Source organism: Microbacterium sp. NPDC056057 (assembly GCF_042266945.1).
Lineage (GTDB): Bacteria > Actinomycetota > Actinomycetes > Actinomycetales > Microbacteriaceae > Microbacterium > Microbacterium trichothecenolyticum_C.
The window spans coordinates 316,403-340,156 of sequence record NZ_JBHJWS010000004.1; the positions used below are offsets into that span (position 1 = coordinate 316,403).

Sequence of the window (23,754 nt, forward strand, 5' to 3'; positions counted from 1 at the left end):
CTATTCCCTGAGGGCCTTCTGTATCCGCTGCAGCGACACGGGCTCGGCCGTGCCGAGGGACTGCGCGAACAGGCTCACACGGTACTCCTCGAGGAGCCACCGGGCGTGCACGAGCGGCAGCGGGGCGTCATCCACTGGCGGGATCACGCCGCCGGCCTCGGCGAACACGGTCGTGGCGCGTTCGAACTCGGTCATGCGCTGGCGGTCGCGGCCCGGGTTGTCGGCGAGTGCCCGCACGCGATCCAGCGCGCCGCGCAGGTAGCGGGGGAGCTGCGCCAGCCGGGCAGTGCCGGTGCGCGACACGAACCCCGGGAACACCAGGCCCGCCAGCTGTCCCTTGATGTCGTTCAGTGCGCCGAGCAGCGTCAGCGAGTTCGCGTCGCGCATGGCGCGCTCCACGTCGCGCGCGGCCGTGAGGATGCGGGCGGTCAGCGACACCGTCTGGAACAGCTCGTCGACGACCGCGCCCGAGAGCGCGTCGCGCACCGCCTCGAATCCGGCACGGGTGCGTACGACGGCGTCGGGAACGGTGCGTGCGATGACGGCGTCCGCCACCGCGACGCGGCCGTCCTCGATGAGCGCCTTCGCGGACGGATACGGGGATGCCGCGAGCGCGAGCTTCTCGGCGGACGTCAGGTGCTCGAGCACATAGGCCGACGGCGACGCGACCGACAGGAGCACGAGGCGCCGGACGCCGGCCCGGGTCGCGCGGGCCGCGGCTTCGGGGGTCGTCTCGATCCGGAGCGCGACCGAGGTGCCTTCGTCGACGATCGCGGGATAGCCGCGCACGACGCCGCCGGCGACCTTCGTGTCGACGACGTCGGGCAGGTCTCCGAACGTCCAGTCGGTGAGGGCGATGCGCTCGGTGAACGTCGACTCGGGCCGCGAGGCACCGCCGGGTGTTACCGCGAGGCGGGACGCGGGGCCCTTCACGGCGCGGTCGCCGCGCCCGTTCGCCGGGCCCGTCGCGGTGAGCGAGCGGGACACGGATGTGCGGGCCCGGTCGGCCAGCCGCGCCTGCAGCGCGACCAGGTCGCGGTCGGAGCCCACCGCTCGCCCGCGCTCGTCGACGGCCCGGAACGACACCTGCAGATGCCCGGGCACCCGCTCCATCTCGAAGTCGGCGGCGCTCACGGGCTGGCTCGCGACGCGTTGGATGCGCGCCGCGAGCGCGTCGCGGAGCGGCATCGGGGGAACACCGTCGTGAGCCTCGGGACCCTGCCCGGCGAGGTCGGCGGCGAAGGTCGCCGCCCAGTCGGCGGCGGGGACGACGTGACGGCGGATGGACTTGGGCAGCGAGCGCAGCAGCGCCGTGATGAGCTCGTCCCGCATCCCCGGCACCTGCCAGTCGAACCCGCCGGGGCGCAGCTGCGCGAGGAGGGCCAGCGGAACGACGGCCGTCACGCCGTCGTCGGCGGCGCCGGGCTCGAACCGGTAGGCGAGCGAGAGCACCTGGTCGCCCTGGGTCCAGCGCGCCGGGAAGTCGCGCTCGTCGCCGCGCGACGCCTCGTCGACGAGGTCGGCCTCCGTCATGTCGAGCAGGCGTGGCGTGCGGGCCGAGGCATCCTTCCACCAGGCCTCGAAGGAGCGCGCGTCGAACACGTCGCGGGGAAGGCGGGCGTCGTAGAAGCGGAAGACTGCCTCGTCGCCCACGAGGATGTCGCGGCGGCGCTCGCGCTCCTCGATCTTCTCGAGGCGCCGGCGCAGCTCGAGGTTGCGGCGCTCGAACGCCGTGAGCTTCTTGTCGAGGTGCGACGAGTCCCACTCGCCCTCGACGAGCGCGTGGCGCACGAACAGCTCGCGCGCGAACGGCCGGTCGAACCGCGCGAGCTGCACCCGGCGCTTCGGCACGATCTCCAGGCCGAAGAGCGTGACCTTCTCGTAGGCGGATGCCGCGCCCGACGCCTTCGACCAGTGCGGCTCGCTCAGTGAGCGCTTGGCGAGGTCGCCCGCGAGCGGTTCTGCCCAGGCCGGGTCGATCGCGGCGACGGTGCGCGCGAACAGGCGACTCGTCTCGACGACCTCGGCGGCCATGACCGCTGTCGGCCGCTTCTTCTTGAGCCCGGAGCCCGGGAAGATCGCGAACCGGGTGCCCCGCGAACCCAGGTACTCGGCGCCGCGCCGCTGTTCGGCGCGGTCGGAGCCGGTGCGGCCTCGCGTGGCGGTCGACGTGGTGCGCTCGTCGAGGATGCCGAGGTGCGAGAGCAGCCCCGACAGGATCGCCTTGTGGAGCTCGTCGGGGTCGGCGGTGTCTCCTCCACCGGTCCTTGAGCGTGTCGACGTGCGCGGGGCGTTCACGAGTGCGCTGAGCTGACGGTGCACGTCGGCCCACTCGCGCACCCGCACGTAGTTGAGGTGCTCCGTGCGGCACAAGCGCCGGAAGGCGCTCGAGCCCAGCTCGGCCTGCTTCTCCTGCAGGTGGTTCCACAGGTTGAGCAGGCTCAGGAAGTCGCTCGACGGATCGGTGAACCGCGCGTGCAGACGGTCGGCCTCGTCGCGCCGGTCTTCGGGGCGCTCGCGCACGTCCTGGATCGACATGCCCGCGACGATCGCGAGCATGTCGCGCAGCACCCCGGTGCGACGAGCCTCGACGAGCATGCGCGCGAAGCGCGGGTCGATCGGCAGGCGCGAGATCTCGCGGCCCAGGCCGGTGAGCGTCGGGTGGTCGCGGCCGGCCTTGACCGCCCCGAGTTCGACGAGGAGATCGAGTGCGGCCTTGACACCGCGCGAGTCCGGGGGAGTGAGGAACGGGAACGACGAGATGTCGCCGAAGCCGAGCGACAGCATCTGCAGGATGACCGAGGCGAGGCTCGTGCGCAGGATCTCCGGCTCGGTGAACTCGGGCCGGGTGCCGAAGTCCTCCTCGGAATACAGCCGGATCGCGATGCCGTCGCTGGTGCGGCCCGCGCGCCCCGACCGCTGCTGCGCGGACGCCTGCGACACCGCCTCGATCGGCAGACGCTGCACCTTGCTGCGGTTGCTGTAGCGCGAGATGCGCGCCGTGCCGGTGTCGACGACGTATCGGATGCCGGGCACCGTGAGGCTCGTCTCGGCGACGTTCGTCGCCAGGATGACACGGCGACGGATGCCGGCCACCTGCGACCGCTCGAACACCCGGTGCTGCTCGGCCGCGGACAGGCGTCCGTAGAGGGGGAGCACCTCGGTGGGCGCAGCATCCTTCGCGTACATCCCGCGCACGGCGTCCGCGGCGTCGCGGATCTCGGCCTCGCCGGGGAGGAACACGAGCACATCGCCGGACGCCTCGCGGTCGAGCTCACGGAGCGCCGAGGTGATGCCGTCGACATCGTCGGACTCTTCTTCGCCCTTGGCCGGACGCGCCGGGGGGCGGTACCGGATCTCGACCGGGTACGTGCGACCGGAGACCTCGACGATCGGCGCCGGTGTGCCGTCAGGCTTCGCGAAGTGCTTCGCGAAGCTTTCGGGGTCGATCGTCGCGCTCGTGATGACGACCTTGAGGTCGGGGCGCTTGGGCAGGATGCGCCGAAGGTACCCGAGGAGGAAGTCGACGTTGAGCGAGCGCTCGTGAGCCTCGTCGACGATGACCATGTCGTAGCGGCGCAGGAGCCGGTCGCGGTGGATCTCGTTGAGGAGGATGCCGTCGGTCATCAGCGCGATGCGCGTGTCCTCCGACACCTTGTCGGTGAAGCGGACCTTGTAGCCGACCGTCGAGCCGAGGGGCACCTGCAGCTCCTCGGCGATGCGCTCGGCGATCGTGCGCGCCGCGATGCGGCGGGGCTGTGTGTGCGCGATGCGCGTCCGCCCGAGCTCGAGCGCGATCTTCGGCAGCTGCGTGGTCTTGCCCGACCCGGTCGCGCCCGCCACGATCACGACCTGGTGGTCGCGGACGGCGTGCGCGATCTCGTCGCGCGCGGCGCTGACGGGGAGCTCCGGCGGATACGAGATGACGGGTTCGGACGCGGACATAGCCTTCGATCGTATCCCCTCGGGCCGGGCGCCGGATCGACCCGTCCGACGCCATGTCCGCGCGCCTAGGCTGGGAACCATGACAGTCCCCAGCGTGACCCTCAACGACGGCAACACGATCCCTCAGCTCGGCTACGGCGTCTTCAAGGTGCCGCCGGCGGACACCGAGCGGGCCGTCAGCGAGGCGCTCGAGGTCGGCTATCGCCACATCGACACCGCCGCGATCTACGGCAACGAAGAGGGCGTGGGTGCGGCCATCGCCGCGAGCGGCATCGCGCGCGACGAGCTGTTCATCACCACGAAGCTCTGGAACGACCGCCACGACGGCGACGAGCCCAACGCCGCGGTCGCGGAGAGCCTCGCCAAGCTCGGACTCGAGCAGGTCGACCTGTACCTCGTGCACTGGCCGACGCCCGCCCAGGACAACTACCTGCACGCGTGGGAGAAGCTCATCGAGCTGCGCGACGCCGGCTTCACCCGCAGCATCGGCGTCTCCAACCACCTGGTGCCGCACCTCGAGAAGATCGTGTCGGCCACCGGAGTGGTCCCGGCCGTCAACCAGATCGAACTGCACCCCGCCCACCAGCAGCGCGACATCACGGACTGGGCCGCCGCCCACGAAGTGAAGATCGAGTCGTGGGGCCCCCTCGGTCAGGGCAAGTACGACCTGTTCGGCGCAGCGCCGGTCGCCGCCGCCGCCGAGGCGCACGGCAAGACGCCGGCCCAGGCGGTGCTGCGCTGGCACCTGCAGAAGGGCTTCATCGTCTTCCCCAAGTCGGTCCGCCGTGAGCGCCTCGAGGAGAACCTCGACGTGTTCGACTTCGAGCTCACCGCCCACGAGGTCGCCGCCATCGACGCGATGGAGCCGGGCGACGGCACGGGGCGCGTCAGCGCGCACCCCGACGAGGTCAACTGACCGCTCGCGAGCGGGAGGAGCGGATGCCGTGAACCCTCGCCTCGCGGAAGCGACGAGCCCGTACCTGAGAGCCCACGCGGGCAATCCGGTCGCGTGGTTCCCGTGGGGCGAGGAGGCGTTCGCCGAGGCACGACGCCGGGACGTGCCGGTGATGGTGTCGATCGGCTACTCGACGTGCCACTGGTGCCATGTGATGGCACGGGAGTCGTTCGAGGACGAGACGACCGCCGCCGAGCTCGACGCCGGCTTCGTGTCGATCAAGGTCGACCGCGAGGAGCACCCCGAGGTCGACGCCGCCTACATGGCCGCCGCCTCGGCGTTCTCGCCGAGCCTCGGCTGGCCGCTGACCGTGTTCGCGACGCCCGAGGGCCGGCCGTTCTACGCCGGCACCTACTTCCCGCCGCAGCCGCGCGCCGGCATCCCGGCGTTCCGGCAGGTGCTCGCCGCGGTGCACGAGGCGTGGACCGAGCGACGCGACCAGATCGACGAGACGGCGGACGCCGTCGCCGGTGCTCTCGCGGAGGTCCGCGAATCCGCGCCCGCCTCGGAAGCGACGCCGCCCTCCGCCGATGACCTGACCGTCGCCGCACGCGCGCTCGCCGGCCGAGAGGATCCGCGGCACGGCGGGTTCGGCGAGCCCGCCGCCGGCGCCCCGAAGTTCCCCGTCGCCACGGCGCTCCGGTTCCTGCAGACACGGATCGTCCGCGAGCACGCGCCCGAGGCATCCGCCGTCGCCGATCGCGCCCTCACCGCGATGGCCGCCTCGCCGCTGCGCGATGCGGTGGAGGGCGGATTCTTCCGTTACGCGACCCGGCCCGACTGGACGGTGCCGCACTACGAGCGGATGCTGACCGACAACGCCCAGCTGCTCGAGGTCGCGATGGACGCGGTTCCGCCCCGCGACGACGTCGCTCGCGGCATCGCCGGGTTCCTGCGCGATGTGCTGCAGCAGCCCGGCGGCGGCTTCGGCGCCGCGCAGGACTCGGAGTCGTGGATCGACGGTGCCCGCAGCGAAGGCGGCTACTACGCACGCGATGCCGCCGATCGCGGCGTGCTCGAACCCCCGGCCGTCGACGGCAAGGTGGTGAGCGGCTGGAACGGCCTCGCCATCTCAGCCCTCGCGCGAGCCGGCGCACGGCTGGACGAGCCGTCGTGGATCGAGTCGGCGCGCTGGGCGGCGGACGCCGTGCTCGAGGTCAACGTCACCTCGGACGGCCGGCTGCTGCGCGCCTCCCTCGATGAGGTGCCGTCGCGCGCGCACGCGACCCTCGCCGACCACGGCCAGCTCGCGGCGGGGCTCATCGCCCTCGCCGTCGCCACAGGGGAGGTCGCCTACGCCGTGCGGGCGCGGGAGCTCATCGACGCCTGCGTCGATGAGGAGCACCGTGTCGCCGTGCCCGGCGGGGGAGACCCGGTGCTGTCCCGGCAGGGGATCGGCGCACCGGATGCCGCCTCCGACGCCGACGAGCCGTCCGGGGCCGCGTCTGTCGCGGCGGCCGCCGCGGCGCTCTGGGTGCTGGGCGCAGGAGACCGCTATCGGTCGATCGCCGCGCGGCTCGTCGCGGTCCATGCGCCCGCAGCCCTCGCTCAGCCGCTCGCGTACGGCGCGCTCCTGCGCGTCGCCGCCGGCCTCGCCGGGCCGCCCCGGCAGCTCGTCGTCGTCACGGACGATGCCCGAGCCGCGCTCGCGACGGCGGCGCGCAGCATCCGTGCCGATGTCGTGCCCATCGTGTCGACGCAACAGTCGCTCTCGTGGGCTGAAGCGGGATTCGAGCTGTTCGCCGAGAAGGGACAGCGCGACGGACGCCCGACCGCGTACGACTGCCGGGACTTCGCGTGCCGGCTGCCGGTCACCGAGGTCGCCGACCTGCAGGCCTGAGCGCGGCTCACACCCAGCTGTTGATCCACATGTGCAGGTGCCAGAAGTCGTAGGGCACGGTCATCGCGGAGATGATCGGGTACCAGAACGCCGACAGTGCGAGCGCGACGACGAGGAAGACCAGCACGAGCCGCTGACCCGTGAGCCGGCGGTAGGAGTCCGCCGAGGGGGGACCGGCGATGTCCTTCAGGGCGAACGTGAGTGCGAGCAGCATGAACGGCAGGATCAGCACCGTGTAGAACTGGAAGATCGTGCGCTCGGGCAGGAACAGCCACGGCACGTAGGTGACGGCGACACCGGTGAGCACGAGGGCGTAGCGCCAGTCGCGCGCCACGACGAAGCGGTACGCGAGGTACAGCACAGCGGCCACCCCGGCGTACCAGATCAGCGGGTTGGGCATCGTCGAGATCACGTCCACGCAGCCGCTCGGCGCGGTGCAGCCGTTCACGCCCATCGCGTCGTGGTGGTAGTACACGCCGGTGGGACGCCACAGCAGCGGCCACTGCCATGCGGGGCTGGCGTAGGAGTGCCCCGATGTGATGCCGGCGGTCGACTTGTACATCGCGACGTGATAGATCCACAGGCTCTGGAGCGGGTTGCTCCCGGACTGGCGGTCGTAGCCTCCTGAGCTGAACAGCCATCCCGACCACGACGCGACGTAGACGACGAGGGCGACCGGGACGAACAGCACGAACGTCGCGAAACCCTGGCGCACCGCATCCGTCGGCCAGAACAGCACGCCCGCGCGGCGTCGGGCCAGCGCGTCCGTGACGACGAGGTAGACCCCGAGGCCCGCGAGCACCCACGCGCCCGACCACTTCACGGCGCTGGCCGCCCCGAGCGCGGCGCCTGCGGCGATGATCCAGGGCCGGTTCCACAGGACGGGACCCCAAGAGGGCGGCGCGTCAGCGTCGTAGCGCGCCGCGACGGTCTGGGCGATGCGCGTCATCGTGCGCTCGCGATCGCGCAGCACGAACAGGAAGGCGAGCAGCACGAAGAAGGTCAGCGACGTGTCGAGCAGCGCGATGCGGCTCATCGAGATGGCGAGGCCGTCGACCGCCATGAGGAGCCCCGCCACGACGGCGAACGTGGTCGAGCGGGTGAGGCGCTTCGCGATGAGCATGAGCACCAGCACCGACGCGATGCCGAGGAGCGCCGTCGTGATGCGCCAGCCCCAGCCCGAGTCGGGGCCGAGCACCGCCATGCCGAGCGCGATGATCCACTTGCCGAGCGGCGGATGCACGACGAACGACGGATTGGTCGTGAACACGTTCACATCGCCCGAGAGGAAGCTCTCGTTGGCGCCCGCGGGCCAGGATGCCTCGTACCCGAGGTTGAGCAGCGTCCAGGCGTCCTTGACGTAGTACGTCTCGTCGAACTGGTTCATGAGGTCGTGCGCCGCGGCGAGGTTCCACAGCCGCAGGACCGCGGCGATCACCAGGACGATCGCAGGACCGAGCCACCGATACAGCCGCCGAGCGCGCGCGTCCTCGCTCAGCCGGCGGGCGAAGCGGTCGTACAGGCTCGGTCGTGCCGGGGGGTTCAGCGGCGCGGCGGGCTGGTCGGCCTCGAGCCGCGGGGCATCCGTCACCCGGTCAAGTTTAGGCTGAGGGGGTGATCATCCTCGCGGCGACCCCGATCGGAAACCTCGGGGACGCGTCCCGCCGGCTCGTCGAGGCCCTCGAGGAGGCGACCATCGTCGCCGCGGAGGACACCCGCACGACCCAGCGCCTGCTGGCCGCACTCGGCATCGCCAACCGCCCGCGGCTGATCGCGCTGCACGATCACAACGAGAAGGAGCGGGCGCCCGAGCTCGTGGAGCTCGCCCGGGAGCAGGACGTGCTCGTCCTGAGCGATGCGGGCATGCCCACCGTGAGCGACCCCGGCTACGGCCTTGTCGCGGCGGCCGCGGCGGCCGGCGTCGACGTCACGGCGATCCCCGGGCCGAGCGCGGTCGTGACGGCGCTCGCGGTCTCAGGGCTGCCGACCGACCGCTTCACGTTCGAGGGCTTCGTGGCCCGCAAGGCGGGGGAGCGCGGGGCGGCGTTCCGAGCGTTGAGCACGGAGCCGCGCACGATGGTCTTCTTCGAGGCGCCGTCGCGCGTCGCCGCGACGCTCGCCGACATGGCGGCCGCGTTCGGCGACGATCGTCGCGGCGCGGTCTGCCGAGAGCTGACGAAGCTGCACGAGGAGGTCGCGCGCGGCACCCTCGCCGAGCTCGCCTCGTGGGCCGAGGGCGGTGTCCGCGGCGAGCTCGTGATCGTCGTGGAGGGAGCGCCCGCGCGCGGCGTCGCGTTCCCCGATGCGGTCACGCAGGTGCTCGAGCTCGTCCGCAGCGGCACGCGCCTGAAAGAGGCCGCGGCCGAAGTGTCCGGACTCACCGGACACTCCAGCCGCGAGCTCTATCAGGCCGCGCTCTCCGTCCGCGGGTAGCGCCGCCGGCGGATCACGAACAGGATCACGCCGCCTGCGAGCATCGTGAGTCCCACCCACAGCGCGGTCAGGGTCACGCCCGTCGGCGGGAGGACCGCCGGCACCGGCGCACAGGCCGTCGCGGTGGCCTCCCCATCCGTGAAGAGCACCGTCGCCGCGTTGAGGAGACCGGTGCCCTCCGTGTCGGAGCCGGTCGTGCAGTCCGCCTGATCGGTGGTGATCGTCGACGACACCCGCGCCGTGGCCGTCACGTCGTAGGTGTGCGTCACGCCGCCGTCGATCGTGATACCCGTGGCGATCCGCAGATCGGTGAGGCCGTCCCATCCGGCGTTGACCGGAAGACCCTCGACCGACGAGACGCTCGCCGAGACGACGGTGATGCCGGTCCCGAAGCGGAGCTTGTCGTCGAGGTCATAGGTGTCGGTGAGTGCACCCGGGTTCGTGACGGTCACCGAGTAGGCGATCGCGAACGTGCCGTCCGCCTGCGTCGTCGGACCCGAGGTGACGGTCTTCTCGATCTCGAGCGGGGCCAGATACGCGTTCACGAACGTGCAGTACACGGCGCCCTGGAGCGGGACCTCGACCGATACGGAAGTCCCCTCGATCAACGGCTCGCGGTCGGATCCGACGCACTCGATGTCGTCGAGCAGCCAGCGCTCGAGCTCGCTCGTCTCGGTGACGGTATACGAGCCGGGGGCGAGGAGCCCCGTCGAGTACGGGTCGGCCTCGTCGGTCAGCGTGAACGCCTCGCCGTCGGGACCCCACTCGAAGTCGAACTCCTGCGCGGACCCGGCGGGGAGCGTCATCTTGTCGACGATGAGCGAGCCCCATTCCGTGTTGGTGAAGGTGCAGACCACGGTCTCGCCCGGGTCGAGCACGATGGATCCGACGAGCTCGTCCACCGTCGACTCGCCGCCCAGCGGGCGGCTGTCGACGCAGACGAGGTCGGTGTTGTCGTAGCCGTCGGGCGTGACCTCGCTCACCTGGTATTCGCCGGGTGCGAGCTCCTCGAACGTCGCCGAGCCGGTGCCCTCGGACGTCTCGATCGAGAAGTCCTCAGGGTCGAGCCACGTGCCGGTGAAGTCGAACACGCCATCGGCGCCTTCGACGTTCTTGACGACGACGATGCGGCCGACCGCGAAGTTCTCGATCTCGCACTCGATCTGGTCGCCGGGCTCCACACGGAAGCCGGTGATGTCGAGGCTGTCGACGTCACCGTCGGCGTGGGCGACGGTGCAGAAGAGCTCGCCCTCGATCCACCCAGGGAGGTCGCGTTCCGCGAGCGAGTACAGCCCGCGTGCCGTCAGACCCGTGAAGGTGGCCGTGCCGAAGCCGCCCTCGGTGACGACCGACGACACGATGGCCTCACCCGCAGGGTCGATCGGCGTGAGCACGTACTGGAACGTGGCGTCGCCGCCGCGCGCCGCCTTGTAGATCGTGATGTCGATCGAGTCGGGGGTGTTCTCGATGTCGCAGCTGATCTCGGCGCCCGGTTCAGCCCTGAAGGTGAACGAGGCGGGGTCGTCGTCCATATCGCCCTCGAACCCGGCACAGGTCAGCGTTCCCTGCATCCAGCCCGGGACCGGCAGCTCGGCGATCGTGTAGATCTCTCCCGCGAGCAGGCCCGTCCAGGTCGCCGCCTCCGAGCTCTCGCCGGTGCCCGAGATCGACTGCTCGCCGCCTTCCGGCGTCACGCCTTCCGACGGCGTGAGCGCGAACGGGAACGACCATTCGTAGTCGCTCGTCACGCCGGTGACGGTCTTCGTGACGGACACGGATGCCGGCGCCGCCGTGTTCGCGGCGGTGCATGACAGCGCCGCTCCCGGAGGCAGCGTGAACTGCCAGCCGTCCGCGGTCGTGCCGACGCTGTCTTCCACGTCGCACGTGAGTGTGCCCGCCCACCCGCTGCGGGCGACCTCGCGGAGGCTGTAGTCGACACCCGGAACGAGGTCGGTGAGGCTGATCTGAGGGTCGTCCGACGACAGCGTGATGTCGCGCACCGTGCCGGTCCCTGTGTCGGTCAGCTCGAAGTCGAAGGACCAGCCGAAGCCGTCCACGACGCCGGTGACCGTCTTCTCGAGATCGAGCGAGACCGGCGTCGCGGTGTTGTGGAACACGCACTGGGCGACCCCGGCATCGGGCAGGTTCACCGTGGCGGTGAGAGTCTCGAGGTCGCTCGTCCAGCTGCCCTCACCGGAGACGTCGCACGTGATGCTCGTCAACGCCCAGTCGGGCAGCTCGGCGAGGATCTCCGTGATGTCGTACGAGCCCGCTTCGAGGTTCTGGAGGCTCCACGTCGCCTGGCCGGGCAGGGGGTTCAGGTCGAAGGTGTCGGTGACTCCGCCGTCCGTGGGTCCGAACTGGAACGGGAAGTCCTGGTCGTACTCGAACGGGTCGGTCTCCTTGACGACGAGGATCTGTCCCGGAGTGACGTTGACGTAGTAGCAGGTCACGGTGTCGCCGGGAGCGAGCTCGAACTCGGCCTCGGTCGTGTCGGTGAAGACGGTGTCGACACCGCCGATGGTGCAGATGAGTGAGCCGAGCAGAGTGCCGTGCCGATCGCCGATCTCATCGACCGAGTACGTGCCGGGCGTGATCCCGGTGAAGGTCTCGTAGTAGTTCGTGCCGTCGCCGACCTCGGTGTTGATCGTGAAGATCCCGTCGGGCGTGCCCGTCGGCCACGTGCCCTGGAAGGTGAACTCCGTGTCGTCCGGCGTCCCGATGGCCTCCTTGCTGATGACGATGCTGCCGAGCTGGGTGTTCGTGAAGGTGCACGCGACGTCCTGCCCGGCGACGGTCGTCACCTCGGCGAACGCGTCGGACTCGTTGATCACCGCGTTCGGGTCGGTGCACACGATGTCGGGGGCGCTCATCCAGCCGTCCGGGACGAGCTCGCTGATGTCCACCACCGTGCCCGGCGCGAACGGCAGGGTTACGCTCTGGCCGTCGGTGAGCGTCGCCGAGTTGCCGCCGACATCGAACGAGAACTCCTGAGGCGAGCCGTCGGGGAGCGTCTCCTTCGTCACTGTCACCGTCGATGTCGCGTTCGTGATGACGCAGTCGGTCTGGGTGTTCGGGAACAGCGTGAACGTGTCGGTGGGACCCGCGAGCACGAACTCGACGCGTTCACCGGTGCCCGGCCGCGTCGCAGTACACACGATCGACTGCTGCACCCAGGGGTCGGTGACGGTCTCCGTCAGCTGGTAGTCGGTCGCGCCGAGCACGTTCTGGTACGTGTGGGTCTCGCCGATGCCCAGGTCGTCGACGATCTGCGTCGCATCAGTGTCCGGCAGCACGATGCCGCCGCCGGCGCGATCGACGAGGTACGGGAAGCGGTCGTCGGACTCGTATCCGGTGGGCACGACGTCCTTCGTCACGGTGAGCGTTCCGCAGTTCGACAGCACCATCGGTTCGTCCGGCGTGAGGTAGTCCTGCGTCTGCGCGCCGAAGTCGGAGCCGGTGCGCGACAGCTGTGTCGACACCGTGAACGTCGTGCAGGTGTCGGGGTTGAACAACCCGGCCGTGCTCAAGTCGATGGCGAACTCGCCGAATGTCGCCTGGGGCTGGTTGCCCACGGGCATCGGTCCTTCGGTGCGCTCGCCGACGGCGTAGGCGAAGTCGATCGCCTGCCCGGTGGGCAGCCACTGTCCGGCGCCGTTCGGGTTCGCGCAGCCGTCGTTCGCGTTCGGCGTCCACCGGCGGAAATGCACCGTGACGGTCCCGAGGTTGGACTCGTAGTCGAACACGACCAGCACGTCGTCGCAGCGGCCCGCGGCGGGACCCTCGAGGTTCTGCAGCAGGCTCAGGCTGCCGTTGCCGACGAGGCGGGTCCAGTAGGAGTACAGGATTGCGTGGCGCTGACCCTGCCCATCGGTGAGCACCTCGTACGCCGAACCGGTGCTGCACACGTTGCCCTTGTCGTTGACATTGGCCGAACCGGGCGCCCACGGTATGGTGTTCGGCGTCTGCGATCCGGGCGAGCCCGTCGCGTCCTGCGCGGTCGAAGGACACGCGCCGGCGAGCGTGCCGTTGTCCCACGCGAACGTGGCGTCGAGGATGCCGGTCGACGACAGCCCTGCGGCGGTGGTGTACGGCCCGGTCGGGGTGAACGTGTAGCTGCCGTCGGGCACCGGGGTCGTCAGGAACGAGTCCCAGTCGAACGTGCTCGGCGGCGTGCCCCCCGCCTTGTCTCCGTCGAGTTGGAATCCGGTCTCGAGGCCCGATGGCTGCAGCGTGGCGGCGGACGCCGCCCCCGCTCCGGCCAGGGGCACCAGCAGAGCGCCGACCAGCGCCCCGATTCCGAGCAGCGAGACGATACGAGCACGCGACATGGCGGTTTCCTCCCCAGGAAAAAGGGCCGTCGCCAGGCGCCGAGGCCCCCACAGCCTCCCGTCGGGACCCGCGAGAGCGCACGGATCATCGACTGAGGGGAACATACCGGATGCCGGGGGTCTGGCGCGACCCCCGGCATCCGGGATGTTCTGCAGCTGTTATCGCCGCGTGACCTGCACTATTTGCGCACGGTGACCGCGAGGTCCTTGCTCGTGGTCGCGCCGGCGTCGTTCGCGAAGACCACGCGGTAGGTGTGCGTGCCCCGCGTGGCGCCGGCGACGGAGAGCGTCGCACGCTGCGCGCTGGGGGTCGCCGCGGAGAGCGCGCCTTCGCCGACGACCGCGTCGCCCTCGTAGAAGCGGTAGCTCGTCGCGTTCGTGCCCCACCACAGGTCGGCGGTCAGCGTGTACGTGCCGTCGCCGTCCTTGTTGTCGTGGCTCAGCACGGGCTTCGCGGGAGACGCGTCGGTCACCGTGACGGTGACCCGCTGCAGCGCGGTGGTCCCCTTCGAGTTCACGAGCTCGCCGGTGTAGACGTAGACGCCGTTCTTCTTCCCCGTCACCGGGATCTCGGCCGACTGCGCGCCGACGCCGCCGTAGGCGAGCGCCACCGTGGCGATACGCTCCCCGTTCTCGAACACGCGCAGCTTCGTCGCGTTCTCGCCCCACCAGAGGTTCATGCGCACGGTGTACGCACCGTCCTTGAGGCCCGTGTCCCAGCCGTTGTCGTGCGACAGGACGCCGCGTCCCGGAGCCTTGCCCGCCGCGTCGAGCACCAGGAGCGCGTCGACGGCGTCGGCCAGGGCGGTCGTCGCGCCGTCCACCGCGGTGCGGGACGGGGCATCCGCCGACAGCACGATCCGCGCCCGCCCGATCGCCGCCTGCAGCACATCCGCCGTCGCGGGCGTGTGAGCGGACAGGTCGACGGCCTCGGCGTCCGCGAGGGCCGCGGCGAGGGCGGCGGTGTCGACGCCGGTCGGCGTGGCGCGCACCAGCTCGACGTCGTCGATCGTGCCCCACGCGCCGCCGGAGAGGGCCGCGGTGACGGTGACGGTCACACTGCCACCCGCGGGGACATCGATCGGTGCCGTGGTGGGCACCGACCAATTGCGCCACCCGTCCATCGAGAAGGGGACGGATGCCTCGCCCGACGCGCTCGAGACGCTCAGGCGCACGCTGCTCGCGGCATCCTCTCCGTCGCCCTGCAGTGCACCGCGCACGACATACGATCCGGCGGGGACGCCGTCCACGCGCTGCGAGAGGGTGAAGGAGTACGCGTTCGCGGCCCAGAAGTGTGCCGAGTGCTCCCCGGTGCGCGGGTCGTCCCACGCGCCGACCGTGAGGCCCGCGCCGGTCTTCGTCCAGGCGCTGTTGTCGCCTTCGAATCCGGGGCTGCGCAGCAGGTTCTTCTGTGCGACCACGACCGTGGCCGTCGCCGCGAGCCCCGACGTGGTGACGCCTGAGATCGTGTACGTGCCGGGGCCGTCGATCCACTTCGCGGCGTCGGACCACGTGACCGGCTGCGTCTCGGACGAGCCGTCGTTGTACGACACGGTCACGGTGGCGGGAAGGGCGACGGCATCGCCCTCGGCGACCGTCAGGTCCACCGGCCCGACTGCGGTGACCTCACGCGGCGCGACGGCGCCGGTGCGGGCGTAGGCGAAGACGTTGAGCGACTCCAGCGGTGTGCCGTCGTGCGCGAACAGCGCCTGGTTGTCCCAGGCGGAGCCGCCGTACCACTGGCCGGCGTCGTCGGGGTCGTACTCGCCGGCGTAGCTCGAGGCCCAGCCCGAGCCGTGCGCCTCCCACAGCGCCTTGTTCGCGTCGAGCGCGGAAGGCGGTCCGACAGGGAGCCACGCGGGCTCCCAGTAGAAGACGCCGATGCCGGCGGAGCCGACGTTCGCGACCGCCTGGATCACATCGCGCACGGCGTCGGCCTGCCCCTGCACGCTGACCGGGTACTGCGTGGCCTCCGCGGGGAGGTCGATGACGTTGCCGTGGCCGTCGCCGTCCTCGAGCGTGTACGCCCACGAGGTCTCGGCCACCATGACCTTCTTGCCGTACGTGTCGGCGACGTTCTTCAGCACCGAGGTGAGGTTCGTGACGGTGCCGTGCCAGTACGGGTAGTAGCTGGAGGCGAACACGTCGTAGTCGACGCCGCGTGACGCGAGGTTCGCCGCGTAGCCGGCGTAGCGCCCGCTGGACTCGGGGTTGGTGAAGTGCACCGCGACGAGGGCGTCGGGGAACACCGCGCGCACGGCCGCCGATCCGGCGGAGAAGATCTGCGCCATGCCGTCCCACCCGCTGACGCCGGCGACCGCGTTGTTGGTCTCGTTGCCGACCTGCACCATCTGCACATCGACGCCCGCGGTCCTGAGCTCCTCGAGGGCATCCGTCGTGAAGTCGGTCACCGCGACGGCCTTCTGGGCCACGGTCATGGCCGCCCAGGCCTTCGGCGCCTGCTGCTTCGCGGGGTCGGCCCAGAAGTCGGAGTAGTGGAAGTCGACGAGCACGCCGAGTCCGGCATCCGTCGCGCGCTTGCCGATCTCGACGGCGTGGGCCACGTCGTTGTCGCCGCCGCCGTAGCCGTTCCCGGCGGCGTCGAACGGATCGTTCCACACGCGCACGCGGACGTCGGTGACGCCGGCGTCGGCGAGGACGTCGAACAGATCGGCGGGCTGCCCGGCCGCGTCGCGGAAGACGACGCCGGACTCCTCGAGCGCGATCGCCGACGACACGTCGACGCCGCTGATGAAGTCCGCCGGAAGGTTCTCGACCTTGGGGACGGTGATGCCGGCCTCGACGGGGCCGTCGTCTGCGGCGGCGGGCGCCGCCGCGAGCCCGGTGACGACCAGGGCGAGGGATGCCGCGACCGCCGCGAGGCGCGCGGATCGAGGGTGGTGAGACACGTGAGTTCTCCGATCGACGTTGATCTAGGGGGGTGGGCTGAGGCTCAGCCCTTGACGGACCCCGCGGTGAGGCCGCCGACGATGTAGCGCTGCAGCGACAGGAACAGGACGAGCACGGGGATCGCGGCGATCACCGCACCGGCGGCGAACAGACCCCAGTTGGAGGCGAGCTGGTTCGAGACCCACTGGTACATGCCGACCGCGAGGGTCCAGTTCTCCTCCGAGACGAGCACGATCTTGGCGATGATGTAGTCGCCGAACGCCGCGATGAAGGCGAGCAGTGCGACGACCGCGAGGATCGGCGTCACGAGCGGGAAGATCAGCCGCCAGAAGATCTGGGCGTGGGATGCGCCGTCGATCTTGGCGGACTCGTCGATCTCGATCGGCACGGTGTTGAAGAAGCCGTACATGAGGAACGTGTTCACGCCGAGCGCGCCGCCGAGGTACACGCAGATGAGCGCGATCTTGGAGTTGAGGCCGAGGGCCGGCACGACCTCGCCGAGACCCAGCAGCATCAGGAAGATCGCGACGAACGCGAGCGCCTGCGGGAACATCTGGATGATGAGGAGTCCGGTGAGCCCCGCGCGGCGGCCCGAGAACCGGAAGCGCGAGAACGCGTATGCGGCGGCGGCACCCATCAGCACGGCGCCGACCGAGGCGATGCCGCCGATGAGGAGGGTGTTGCCCGCCCACGTCCAGAAGCTCGTCTCGCCCAGGGCGGCGTAGTTCGACAGGTCGACGACGCTGAAGAGGGCGTTGCTGGCGGCGAGCGTGCCGTTCGGGTTCAGCGACGCCGACAGCACGTACACCAGCGGGAAGATCGCGTAGAAGATCACGACGACGGCGAGCAGGTACTTCCAGCCGACCTCGAGCAGCCAGCGGCGTCGGCGTGCGGAGCGGCGGTCGCGCGGTGCGCCCGGGGTGCGGGTGCTCTGTCCCGTGGCGACATCGGTGGCGGTGGACATCACTGGAACTCCTCGAGCTTGCGGGTCTGACGGAACGCGATCGCCGAGATGCCCCCGACGACGGCGAACACGAGGATCGACAGGGCGCTGGCGAGGCCGTAGTCCGCGGCACCGCCCGACACCCCGGAGATGTCGTAGATGGCGGAGATGAGGATGTCGGTGGCCCCGAGCGCGTACGGGGCGCCGGGGATCGCCGGGCCGCCGTTGTTGAACATGTAGATGACGGTGAAGTTGTTGAAGCTGAACGCGAACGACGAGATCAGCAGGGGTGCGGTGGCCACCAGTACGAGCGGCAGGATGATCGAGCGCAGCTGCCGGGAGCGGCCGGCGCCGTCGAGGGATGCCGCCTCGAGGGTGTCCTGCGGGAGCGCCTGCAGCGCGCCGGTGCACACGAGGAAGTAGTACGGGTACGTGAGCCACAGGTTCACCCATACGACCGCCGCGCGGGCGAGCCATGGGTCCCCGAGCCAGTTGATGTTCGCACCGAAGAAGAACAGGTCGTTGATGACGCCGAACTCGGCGTTGAACATGCCGCGGAACAGCAGCGCCGACATGAACGCGGGGAAGGCGTACGGGAGAATGTACAGCGTCCTGAGGAACCGGCGGCCCTTGAGGCGCGCGTCGTTGTAGATGAGCGCGAGCAGGAGGCCGAGCGCGAACGGCAGCACGACCGACAGCGTCGCGAAGACGAACGTCCAGACGGTGACGGAGAGCAGCGTCTGTGCGAGAGCGGGGTCGGTGAACAGCCGGACGAAGTTCTCGAACCCGACGTTCACATACCAGCCGGTGGGGAGCGCCGAGCCGTCGTCGGCGACGAACAGTCCCTTGTCGTTCGCGGCGTAGACGGTGCCGGTCGTGGTGTCGGTGATGGTCTGGGCCTCGGCATCCCATACCAGCGTCGATTCGTAGACGGCGCCCGAAGAGCCGTCACGCGTGCGGATCGAGCCGTCGTTGGGGTCGTCGGAGACCGGCACGCGCAGACTCGCGATCTGCTCCTGCAGGGCGGCGTCGGTGATGACCGTGGCGCGCGGCACGACCTCCCAGCCCGGGACCTCCGTGGGGGAGCCGGCGCTGCCGACCTCGGCGCCGCGGGCCTCCTCGAGCGGCTGCTCGGCGGAGCCGACGAGCACGTCGCCGTTCTCGTCGACGATCGCGAAGCCGACCTCGCCGACGCGCTCGACGACCGAGAGCGGATAGGTGGGGGAGTCCTCGATGCGACGCTCGCCCTGGATGAGCGCGGCCTCGACCGCCTGCTCCTGGGTGCCGGCGTGACCGGTGCCGTAGTTGGTGAAGGCGATGTACGCGGTGTAGCCGAAGATGAAGACCTGGAAGACGAGCAGGAACGCGAGGCCCGGCAGCAGGTACTTGAGCGGCAGCGCCCGCTTGGTGAAGTAGACGACGTCGGCGGCGAGGAGCAGCACGAGCGTCGCGGAGAACACGACCCACGACTCGACGCGGAATGCGCTCAGCAGCGTCATCACGCCGAAGGCGTTCACGAGGGCCATCAGGGCGAGCTTCGCGAGGAAGCCCCAGCCGGGGCCGCGCCAGCGGCGGGCGTGCGATTCGCGGGGCGGGGTCTCCGCCGGCGCCTGGGGGAGGGTGGGGGCGTCCACCGTCATGCGTCTGCTCCTGTCACGGGGCCTCATCGCCGGGCGTGAGGGGGATCGACGGGGTCGATCCGGGAAGGGGGTGGGATCCGGGAGGCGGGGAGAGGCACTCACCCGCCTCCCGGAGCATGTCGGCCACCGTGTCGGTGACCGGGTTTCAGCCGGTCGGGATCAGCCCTCGACCGCGGCCTGGACGTCGGCCACCATCGTGTTCCACGTCGACACGGGGTCGGCGCCGCTGATGATCTGCGACTGCGCCGCGTTCCAGAGGTCCCACACCGAGCCCATCTCGGGGATGCTCGGCATCGGGACGCCGTTCTGCGCCGACGCGAGGAAGCCCGCGATGATCGGGTCGGACGAGACCTCGGTGGCCAGCGTCGACCACGCCGGGATGCGGGGGTCGGCCTCGTAGAGGGCGCGCTGCGCCTCCTCGGTGCCGAGGTAGTTCACGAGGAACTCCTGCGCGAGCAGCGCGTTCTTCGACTGCGAGCTGAGGTAGAAGCCCTGCACGCCCACGAACGGAGCAGCCGTCTCGCCGCCCGCCGAAGGGATCGGGTTCACGGCGATGTTCTTCACGTCGGTGTAGGCGCTGATCGCCCACGGACCCTGGATCGTGTAGGGCGCCTTGCCGCTGTTGAACAGCTCGTTGTTGATGTCGTAGTCGACAGTGGTCGAGATGTAGCCGGTGCCCGAGGTGCCGTTGGCGCCGAGCCACGACGCGAACGCCTCGCCCGCGGCGCCGCCCATGCCGACCTCGGTCGTGTACGAGCCCGACGCGTCCTGCACGAAGACGGGGGCGGCGAACGACGTCTGGAAGCCGTACATCGTGTACCCGTCACCCGTCTCGCCGGCGGTGTTGATGACGAACGGACGCTCGGCGCCGGACGCCAGGCCCTTCTGGATCATGTCGTCCCACGACGCGGGGGCCTCGGCGCCCACGAGGTCGACGTTCTGCACGAGCGCGATCGTCTCGAGCGAGTAGGGGAGCGCGTACAGCTGACCGTCGTAGGTCATGGCCTCGAGGGCGACGGGCTCGAACTCCGACGCCTTGTCGCCGAGGTCGATCGTGTCGACGACACCGGCGGCGACGAGCGCGCCCAGCCAGTCGTGCGCGCCCACGGTGATGTCGGGGCCCTCGCCGGTCGGCACCTGCGCGATGAAGTCGTTGCGGAGGTCCTCGAAGTTCTTCTTGACGATCTTGACGGTGGCGCCGGTCTCCTCCTCGAAGGCCTTGGCCGCGTCCTTGACCGCCGTCTGGCGCTCCTCGTCGGTCCAGACGACGAGCTCGGCGCTGCTGTCGGCCGCGTCGTCGGAGTTGTCGGACGAGCCTCCGCCGGCGCAGCCGGCGAGGACGACCGCTGCCGTGAGCGCCAGCGCTCCGAGTGCGATCTGCTTTCGCATGGTTTCCCTTTCGGTGATGTGGTGTTGCAGGGTTCGGGTGGGTCAGGGGGTGTGCGGCGTGCGGACGACCGCGACGCCGCCGGCGGGCACGAGGAACTCGCCGTCGACGTCCGCGCCGGTGAGGAGCTCGACACCGGATGCCGCGAGGGAGGCGTCGTCGTCGCGGTGGTTGATCACGATCGCGTAGTCCGCGTCGTCGCCGCGGCGGACGACGACCTCGAGGCCTTCGGGGTGGCCCGAGGGGGCGACGCCGGCGTCGGCGTACACGTCGGACATGACGGTGCCGAGGCTCGCGGCATCCAATCGCGTGCTGATGTACCAGCCGTGCCCGGTGCCGTGCGCGTGACGCGTGATCGCGGGCTTGCCGGCGCCCGGGCCGTCGACGTACGTCGCCTTCACGTCGGCACCGTGCAGGACGAGGTCCTCCTGCCAGGCGTCGGCGACGAGCGACTCCGCGGTCGAGCCGGTCCATCCGACCGTGTGCCGCGCGCCCTCGCGGAGCGGCAGGAACTCCTCCACGACGACGCCGAGCGCGTCGCGCAGCGGTGCGACGAAGCCGCCCGGGTGCACGGCGTCGTTCTCGTCGACGATGGCCGAGAAGAACGAGACGACGAGCGTGCCGCCGGCCTCGACGTAGCGGGTGAGGTTCGCGGCGTCCGCGGCGCTCAGCAGGTACTGCGCCGGGGCGACCACGAGCTTGTACGCCGAGAGGTCCTGGCCGGGCAGGGCGAAGTCCACCGTGATGCCGTCGCGCCACAGCCGCTCGTAGAACGCGCGGACCTGGCCGGCGTGCGACACGTCGACCGACGGGCGCCACTCGAGGTCCTGTGCCCAGAACGACTCGAAGTCCCACAGGATGGCGACGTCCGCCGCGACCCGCGAGCCGCGGACCTCCTCGAGGCGTCCGAGCGCGTCGCCGAGCTCGACGACCTCACGCCAGACGCGCGAGGAGGTGCCGGCGTGCGGGATCATCGCCGAGTGGAACTTCTCGGCGCCCGAGCGTGACGCGCGCCACTGGAAGAAGAGGATGGCGTCGGCCCCGCGCGCGAGATGCGTCAGCGAGTTGCGGGCCATCTCACCCGGCCGCTTGGCGACGTTGCGCGGCTGCCAGTTGACCGCCGACGTGGAGTGCTCCATGAGGATCCACGGCGTGCCGCCGCCGACCGAGCGGGAGAGGTCGGCCGCGATCGCGAGGCCGATCTCGCCCTCGGGGTCTGCCGCCCACAGGTAGTGGTCGTCCGACACGATGTCGACGTCGCGGGCCCACGCCCACAGGTCGGTCGTCCAGCTCTGGTTCGCCATGAAGTTCGTGGTGATGGGCTGCGTCGCGTGGGCGCGGATCGCGTCGCGCTCGGCGACGAAGCAGGCGCGCAGCTGGGCGTCGGTGAAGCGGGCGAAATCCAGGCGCTGCGCGGGGTTGACGACGGAGGGTGCCGCCGCCGGGGCGCCGATGTGGTCCCACTCGCCGTAGCGCTGGCCCCAGAACGTGGTGCCCCACGCGGCGTTGAGCGCGTCGAGCGTGCCGTACTTCTCGCGAAGCCAGCCGCGGAAGGCGTGCACCGACTGCGCGGAGTAGTCCTCGCCGACCGGCACGCCGTACTCGTTGTGGACGTGCCACATGACGACCGCGGGGTGCGAGCCGTAGCGCTCGGCGAGCGCCGAGGCGATGCGCACGATCGCCTCACGGTAGGCGGGCGACGCGTGCGAGGCCATGCCGCGCGCGCCGAAGCCCATCGTGACCCCGTCGCGCGAGACCACGCGGGCGTCCGGGTGCTCCGCGAAGAACCACGCCGGGGGAGAAGCGGTGGGCGTGCCGAGGTCGACCGAGATGCCGTTCTCGTGCAGCAGGTCGATCAGCTCGTCGAGCCACGCGAAGTCGAAGACCCCCTCGCTGGTCTCGATGAGGGCCCAGGCGAAGATCCCGACGCTGACCATGTTGACGCCGGCCTCGCGCATGAGGGCGACGTCCTCGCGCCAGACCTCTCGCGGCCACTGCTCGGGGGTGTAGTCGCCTCCGTAGGCGATGCCCCGGATCTCGGGCCAGCGGTCGGGCGAGGTCATGGACGCTCCATCGGATCAGGGCAGTTCTTGCTGCAGTTCGCTTCGGTCACATGACGACTGGGACCGGTCACAGTCTTACCCGGACGGATGCCTCGGCGCAGGCTCCGACCGGGAACCGTTACGTAACTGTGACCGGTCACAGTCCTGATCGTGTCTGCGCGCGATTCGCCCCGTCACGGGGGTAGAGTCGCTCGTCGTGGAGGAGACGACGTCCGTGCGACGCAAACCGACGATCCGCGATGTCGCGGCGGCCGCGGGCGTGTCGCGCGGCACCGTGTCGCGGGTGATCAACGGCGGGCACTGGGTGTCGCCCGACGCCCGCGTGGCCGTCGAGGAGGCGATCCGGCGCACCGGGTACACCGCGAACCACGCGGCGCGGAGCCTTGCCACCGGGCGGGCGGGCTCGCTCGCGTTCCTGCTCACCGAGCCGCAGCACCTGCTCTTCCAGGATCCGACGTTCGCGCTCCTCCTGCGCGGCGCGGCCGAGGCTCTCGCGCAGCGCTCCATGACGCTCGTGCTGCTGGTCGCGGGCACGCCGGCCGAACGCGCCAACGTCGCCCACTTCGTGAGCGCCGGCCACGTCGACGGCGTGCTCCTCATCTCGTCGCACGAATCGGATCCGCTCGTCGACGATCTGCTCGAGGCGGGCGTCCCCACCGTGTGCTGCGGCATCCCGCTCGGTCATGAAGCCCAGGTGCCGACGGTCTCGGTCGACGAGATCGCCTCGGCCCGCGAGATGACGCGGTACCTCCGCGGGCGCGGGCACCGGCGCATCGCGATGATCGCCGGCCCCCACGACACGCCGGGCGGCAAGTTCCGCCTCGTCGGGTTCGAGGAGGAGATGGGCGACGGCTTCGACCCCGTCCTCGTCGAGGAGGGCGACTACAGCCAGGAGTCCGGCGCTCTCGCGATGGCGCGCCTGCTGGAGCGCACGCGCGACATCGACGCGGTCTTCGCCGCCAGCGACATGATGGCCGCCGGCGCCATCGCGACGCTGCGCAAGGCGGGCCTGCGCGTGCCGGAGGATATCGCGGTGGCGGGATTCGACGACTCCGGTCTCGCCGCGACGCACGAGCCCGCCCTCACGACGATGCGCCAGCCCTGGCAGCGCCTGAGCAGCGAGATGGTGTCGACGCTGCTGGAGGTCATCGCCGGCGCGGCGCCCGAGCCGATCACGCTCCCGACGACGCTGGTCGTCCGCGACAGCGCCTGACCCGGCACGCCCGAGTGTTACTTTCGGGCGTCTGAGCGGGTCCGGACGGGGGCGTCCGGTCACAGCGGCGGCCGGGGCATCCGCGCTGACTAGA

General features: G+C 70.8%; 12 protein-coding genes. 4 read left to right on the forward strand and 8 right to left on the reverse strand.

Annotated elements, in window-relative coordinates; genetic code table 11:
- On the reverse strand, window positions 1–3,945 hold the full coding sequence (gene hrpA / locus ACFC1K_RS17855; RefSeq protein ID WP_375872634.1) for an ATP-dependent RNA helicase HrpA: 3,945 nt from the start codon (window positions 3,943–3,945) through the stop codon (window positions 1–3).
- Between the two features lie 79 nt (window positions 3,946–4,024).
- Between hrpA and ACFC1K_RS17860 the strand changes: the two genes are divergently transcribed.
- The gene (locus tag ACFC1K_RS17860) at window positions 4,025–4,861 is read left to right on the forward strand and encodes an aldo/keto reductase (protein WP_375872635.1); all 837 of its coding nucleotides are present in this window, start codon (window positions 4,025–4,027) and stop codon (window positions 4,859–4,861) included.
- A 28-nt stretch (window positions 4,862–4,889) separates the two neighbouring features.
- Window positions 4,890–6,740: a thioredoxin domain-containing protein gene (locus tag ACFC1K_RS17865; RefSeq protein ID WP_375872636.1), complete on the forward strand. Its 1,851-nt coding sequence runs from the start codon at window positions 4,890–4,892 to the stop codon at window positions 6,738–6,740.
- A 7-nt stretch (window positions 6,741–6,747) separates the two neighbouring features.
- Here the strand turns inward: ACFC1K_RS17865 and ACFC1K_RS17870 are convergent, their stop codons facing one another.
- The gene (locus tag ACFC1K_RS17870) at window positions 6,748–8,331 is read right to left on the reverse strand and encodes a dolichyl-phosphate-mannose--protein mannosyltransferase (RefSeq protein WP_375872637.1); all 1,584 of its coding nucleotides are present in this window, start codon (window positions 8,329–8,331) and stop codon (window positions 6,748–6,750) included.
- A 23-nt stretch (window positions 8,332–8,354) separates the two neighbouring features.
- Between ACFC1K_RS17870 and rsmI the strand changes: the two genes are divergently transcribed.
- Window positions 8,355–9,173 carry a 16S rRNA (cytidine(1402)-2'-O)-methyltransferase gene (gene rsmI / locus ACFC1K_RS17875; RefSeq protein ID WP_375872638.1) on the forward strand — a complete coding sequence of 273 codons (819 nt, stop codon included), beginning with the start codon at window positions 8,355–8,357 and terminating at the stop codon, window positions 9,171–9,173.
- Here rsmI and ACFC1K_RS17880 read toward each other — a convergent pair.
- From ACFC1K_RS17880 to ACFC1K_RS17905, 6 genes are all read right to left on the reverse strand, one after another.
- Window positions 9,146–13,504 carry a hypothetical protein gene (locus ACFC1K_RS17880; RefSeq protein WP_375872639.1) on the reverse strand — a complete coding sequence of 1,453 codons (4,359 nt, stop codon included), beginning with the start codon at window positions 13,502–13,504 and terminating at the stop codon, window positions 9,146–9,148. The genes rsmI and ACFC1K_RS17880 overlap by 28 nt on opposite strands.
- Window positions 13,505–13,683: 179 nt before the next feature.
- Complete coding sequence (locus ACFC1K_RS17885; protein WP_375872640.1) at window positions 13,684–16,413, reverse strand: glycosyl hydrolase 53 family protein; 2,730 nt, start codon at window positions 16,411–16,413, stop codon at window positions 13,684–13,686.
- Between the two features lie 44 nt (window positions 16,414–16,457).
- Complete coding sequence (locus ACFC1K_RS17890) at window positions 16,458–17,378, reverse strand: sugar ABC transporter permease (protein ID WP_375872641.1); 921 nt, start codon at window positions 17,376–17,378, stop codon at window positions 16,458–16,460.
- Window positions 17,378–18,997 (reverse strand): ABC transporter permease subunit, encoded by a 1,620-nt coding sequence (locus ACFC1K_RS17895; RefSeq protein WP_375872642.1) that lies wholly within the window; start codon window positions 18,995–18,997, stop codon window positions 17,378–17,380. The genes ACFC1K_RS17890 and ACFC1K_RS17895 overlap by 1 nt, the downstream gene beginning before the upstream one ends.
- 159 nt (window positions 18,998–19,156) lie before the next feature.
- Complete coding sequence (locus ACFC1K_RS17900) at window positions 19,157–20,386, reverse strand: extracellular solute-binding protein (RefSeq protein ID WP_310292091.1); 1,230 nt, start codon at window positions 20,384–20,386, stop codon at window positions 19,157–19,159.
- A 42-nt stretch (window positions 20,387–20,428) separates the two neighbouring features.
- Window positions 20,429–22,447: a beta-galactosidase gene (locus tag ACFC1K_RS17905; RefSeq protein WP_375872643.1), complete on the reverse strand. Its 2,019-nt coding sequence runs from the start codon at window positions 22,445–22,447 to the stop codon at window positions 20,429–20,431.
- Window positions 22,448–22,643: 196 nt separating this feature from the next.
- Here ACFC1K_RS17905 and ACFC1K_RS17910 point away from each other — a divergent pair, with 196 nt between their 5' ends.
- Complete coding sequence (locus tag ACFC1K_RS17910) at window positions 22,644–23,660, forward strand: LacI family DNA-binding transcriptional regulator (protein WP_375872644.1); 1,017 nt, start codon at window positions 22,644–22,646, stop codon at window positions 23,658–23,660.
- The last annotated feature ends 94 nt before the right edge of the window (window positions 23,661–23,754 follow it).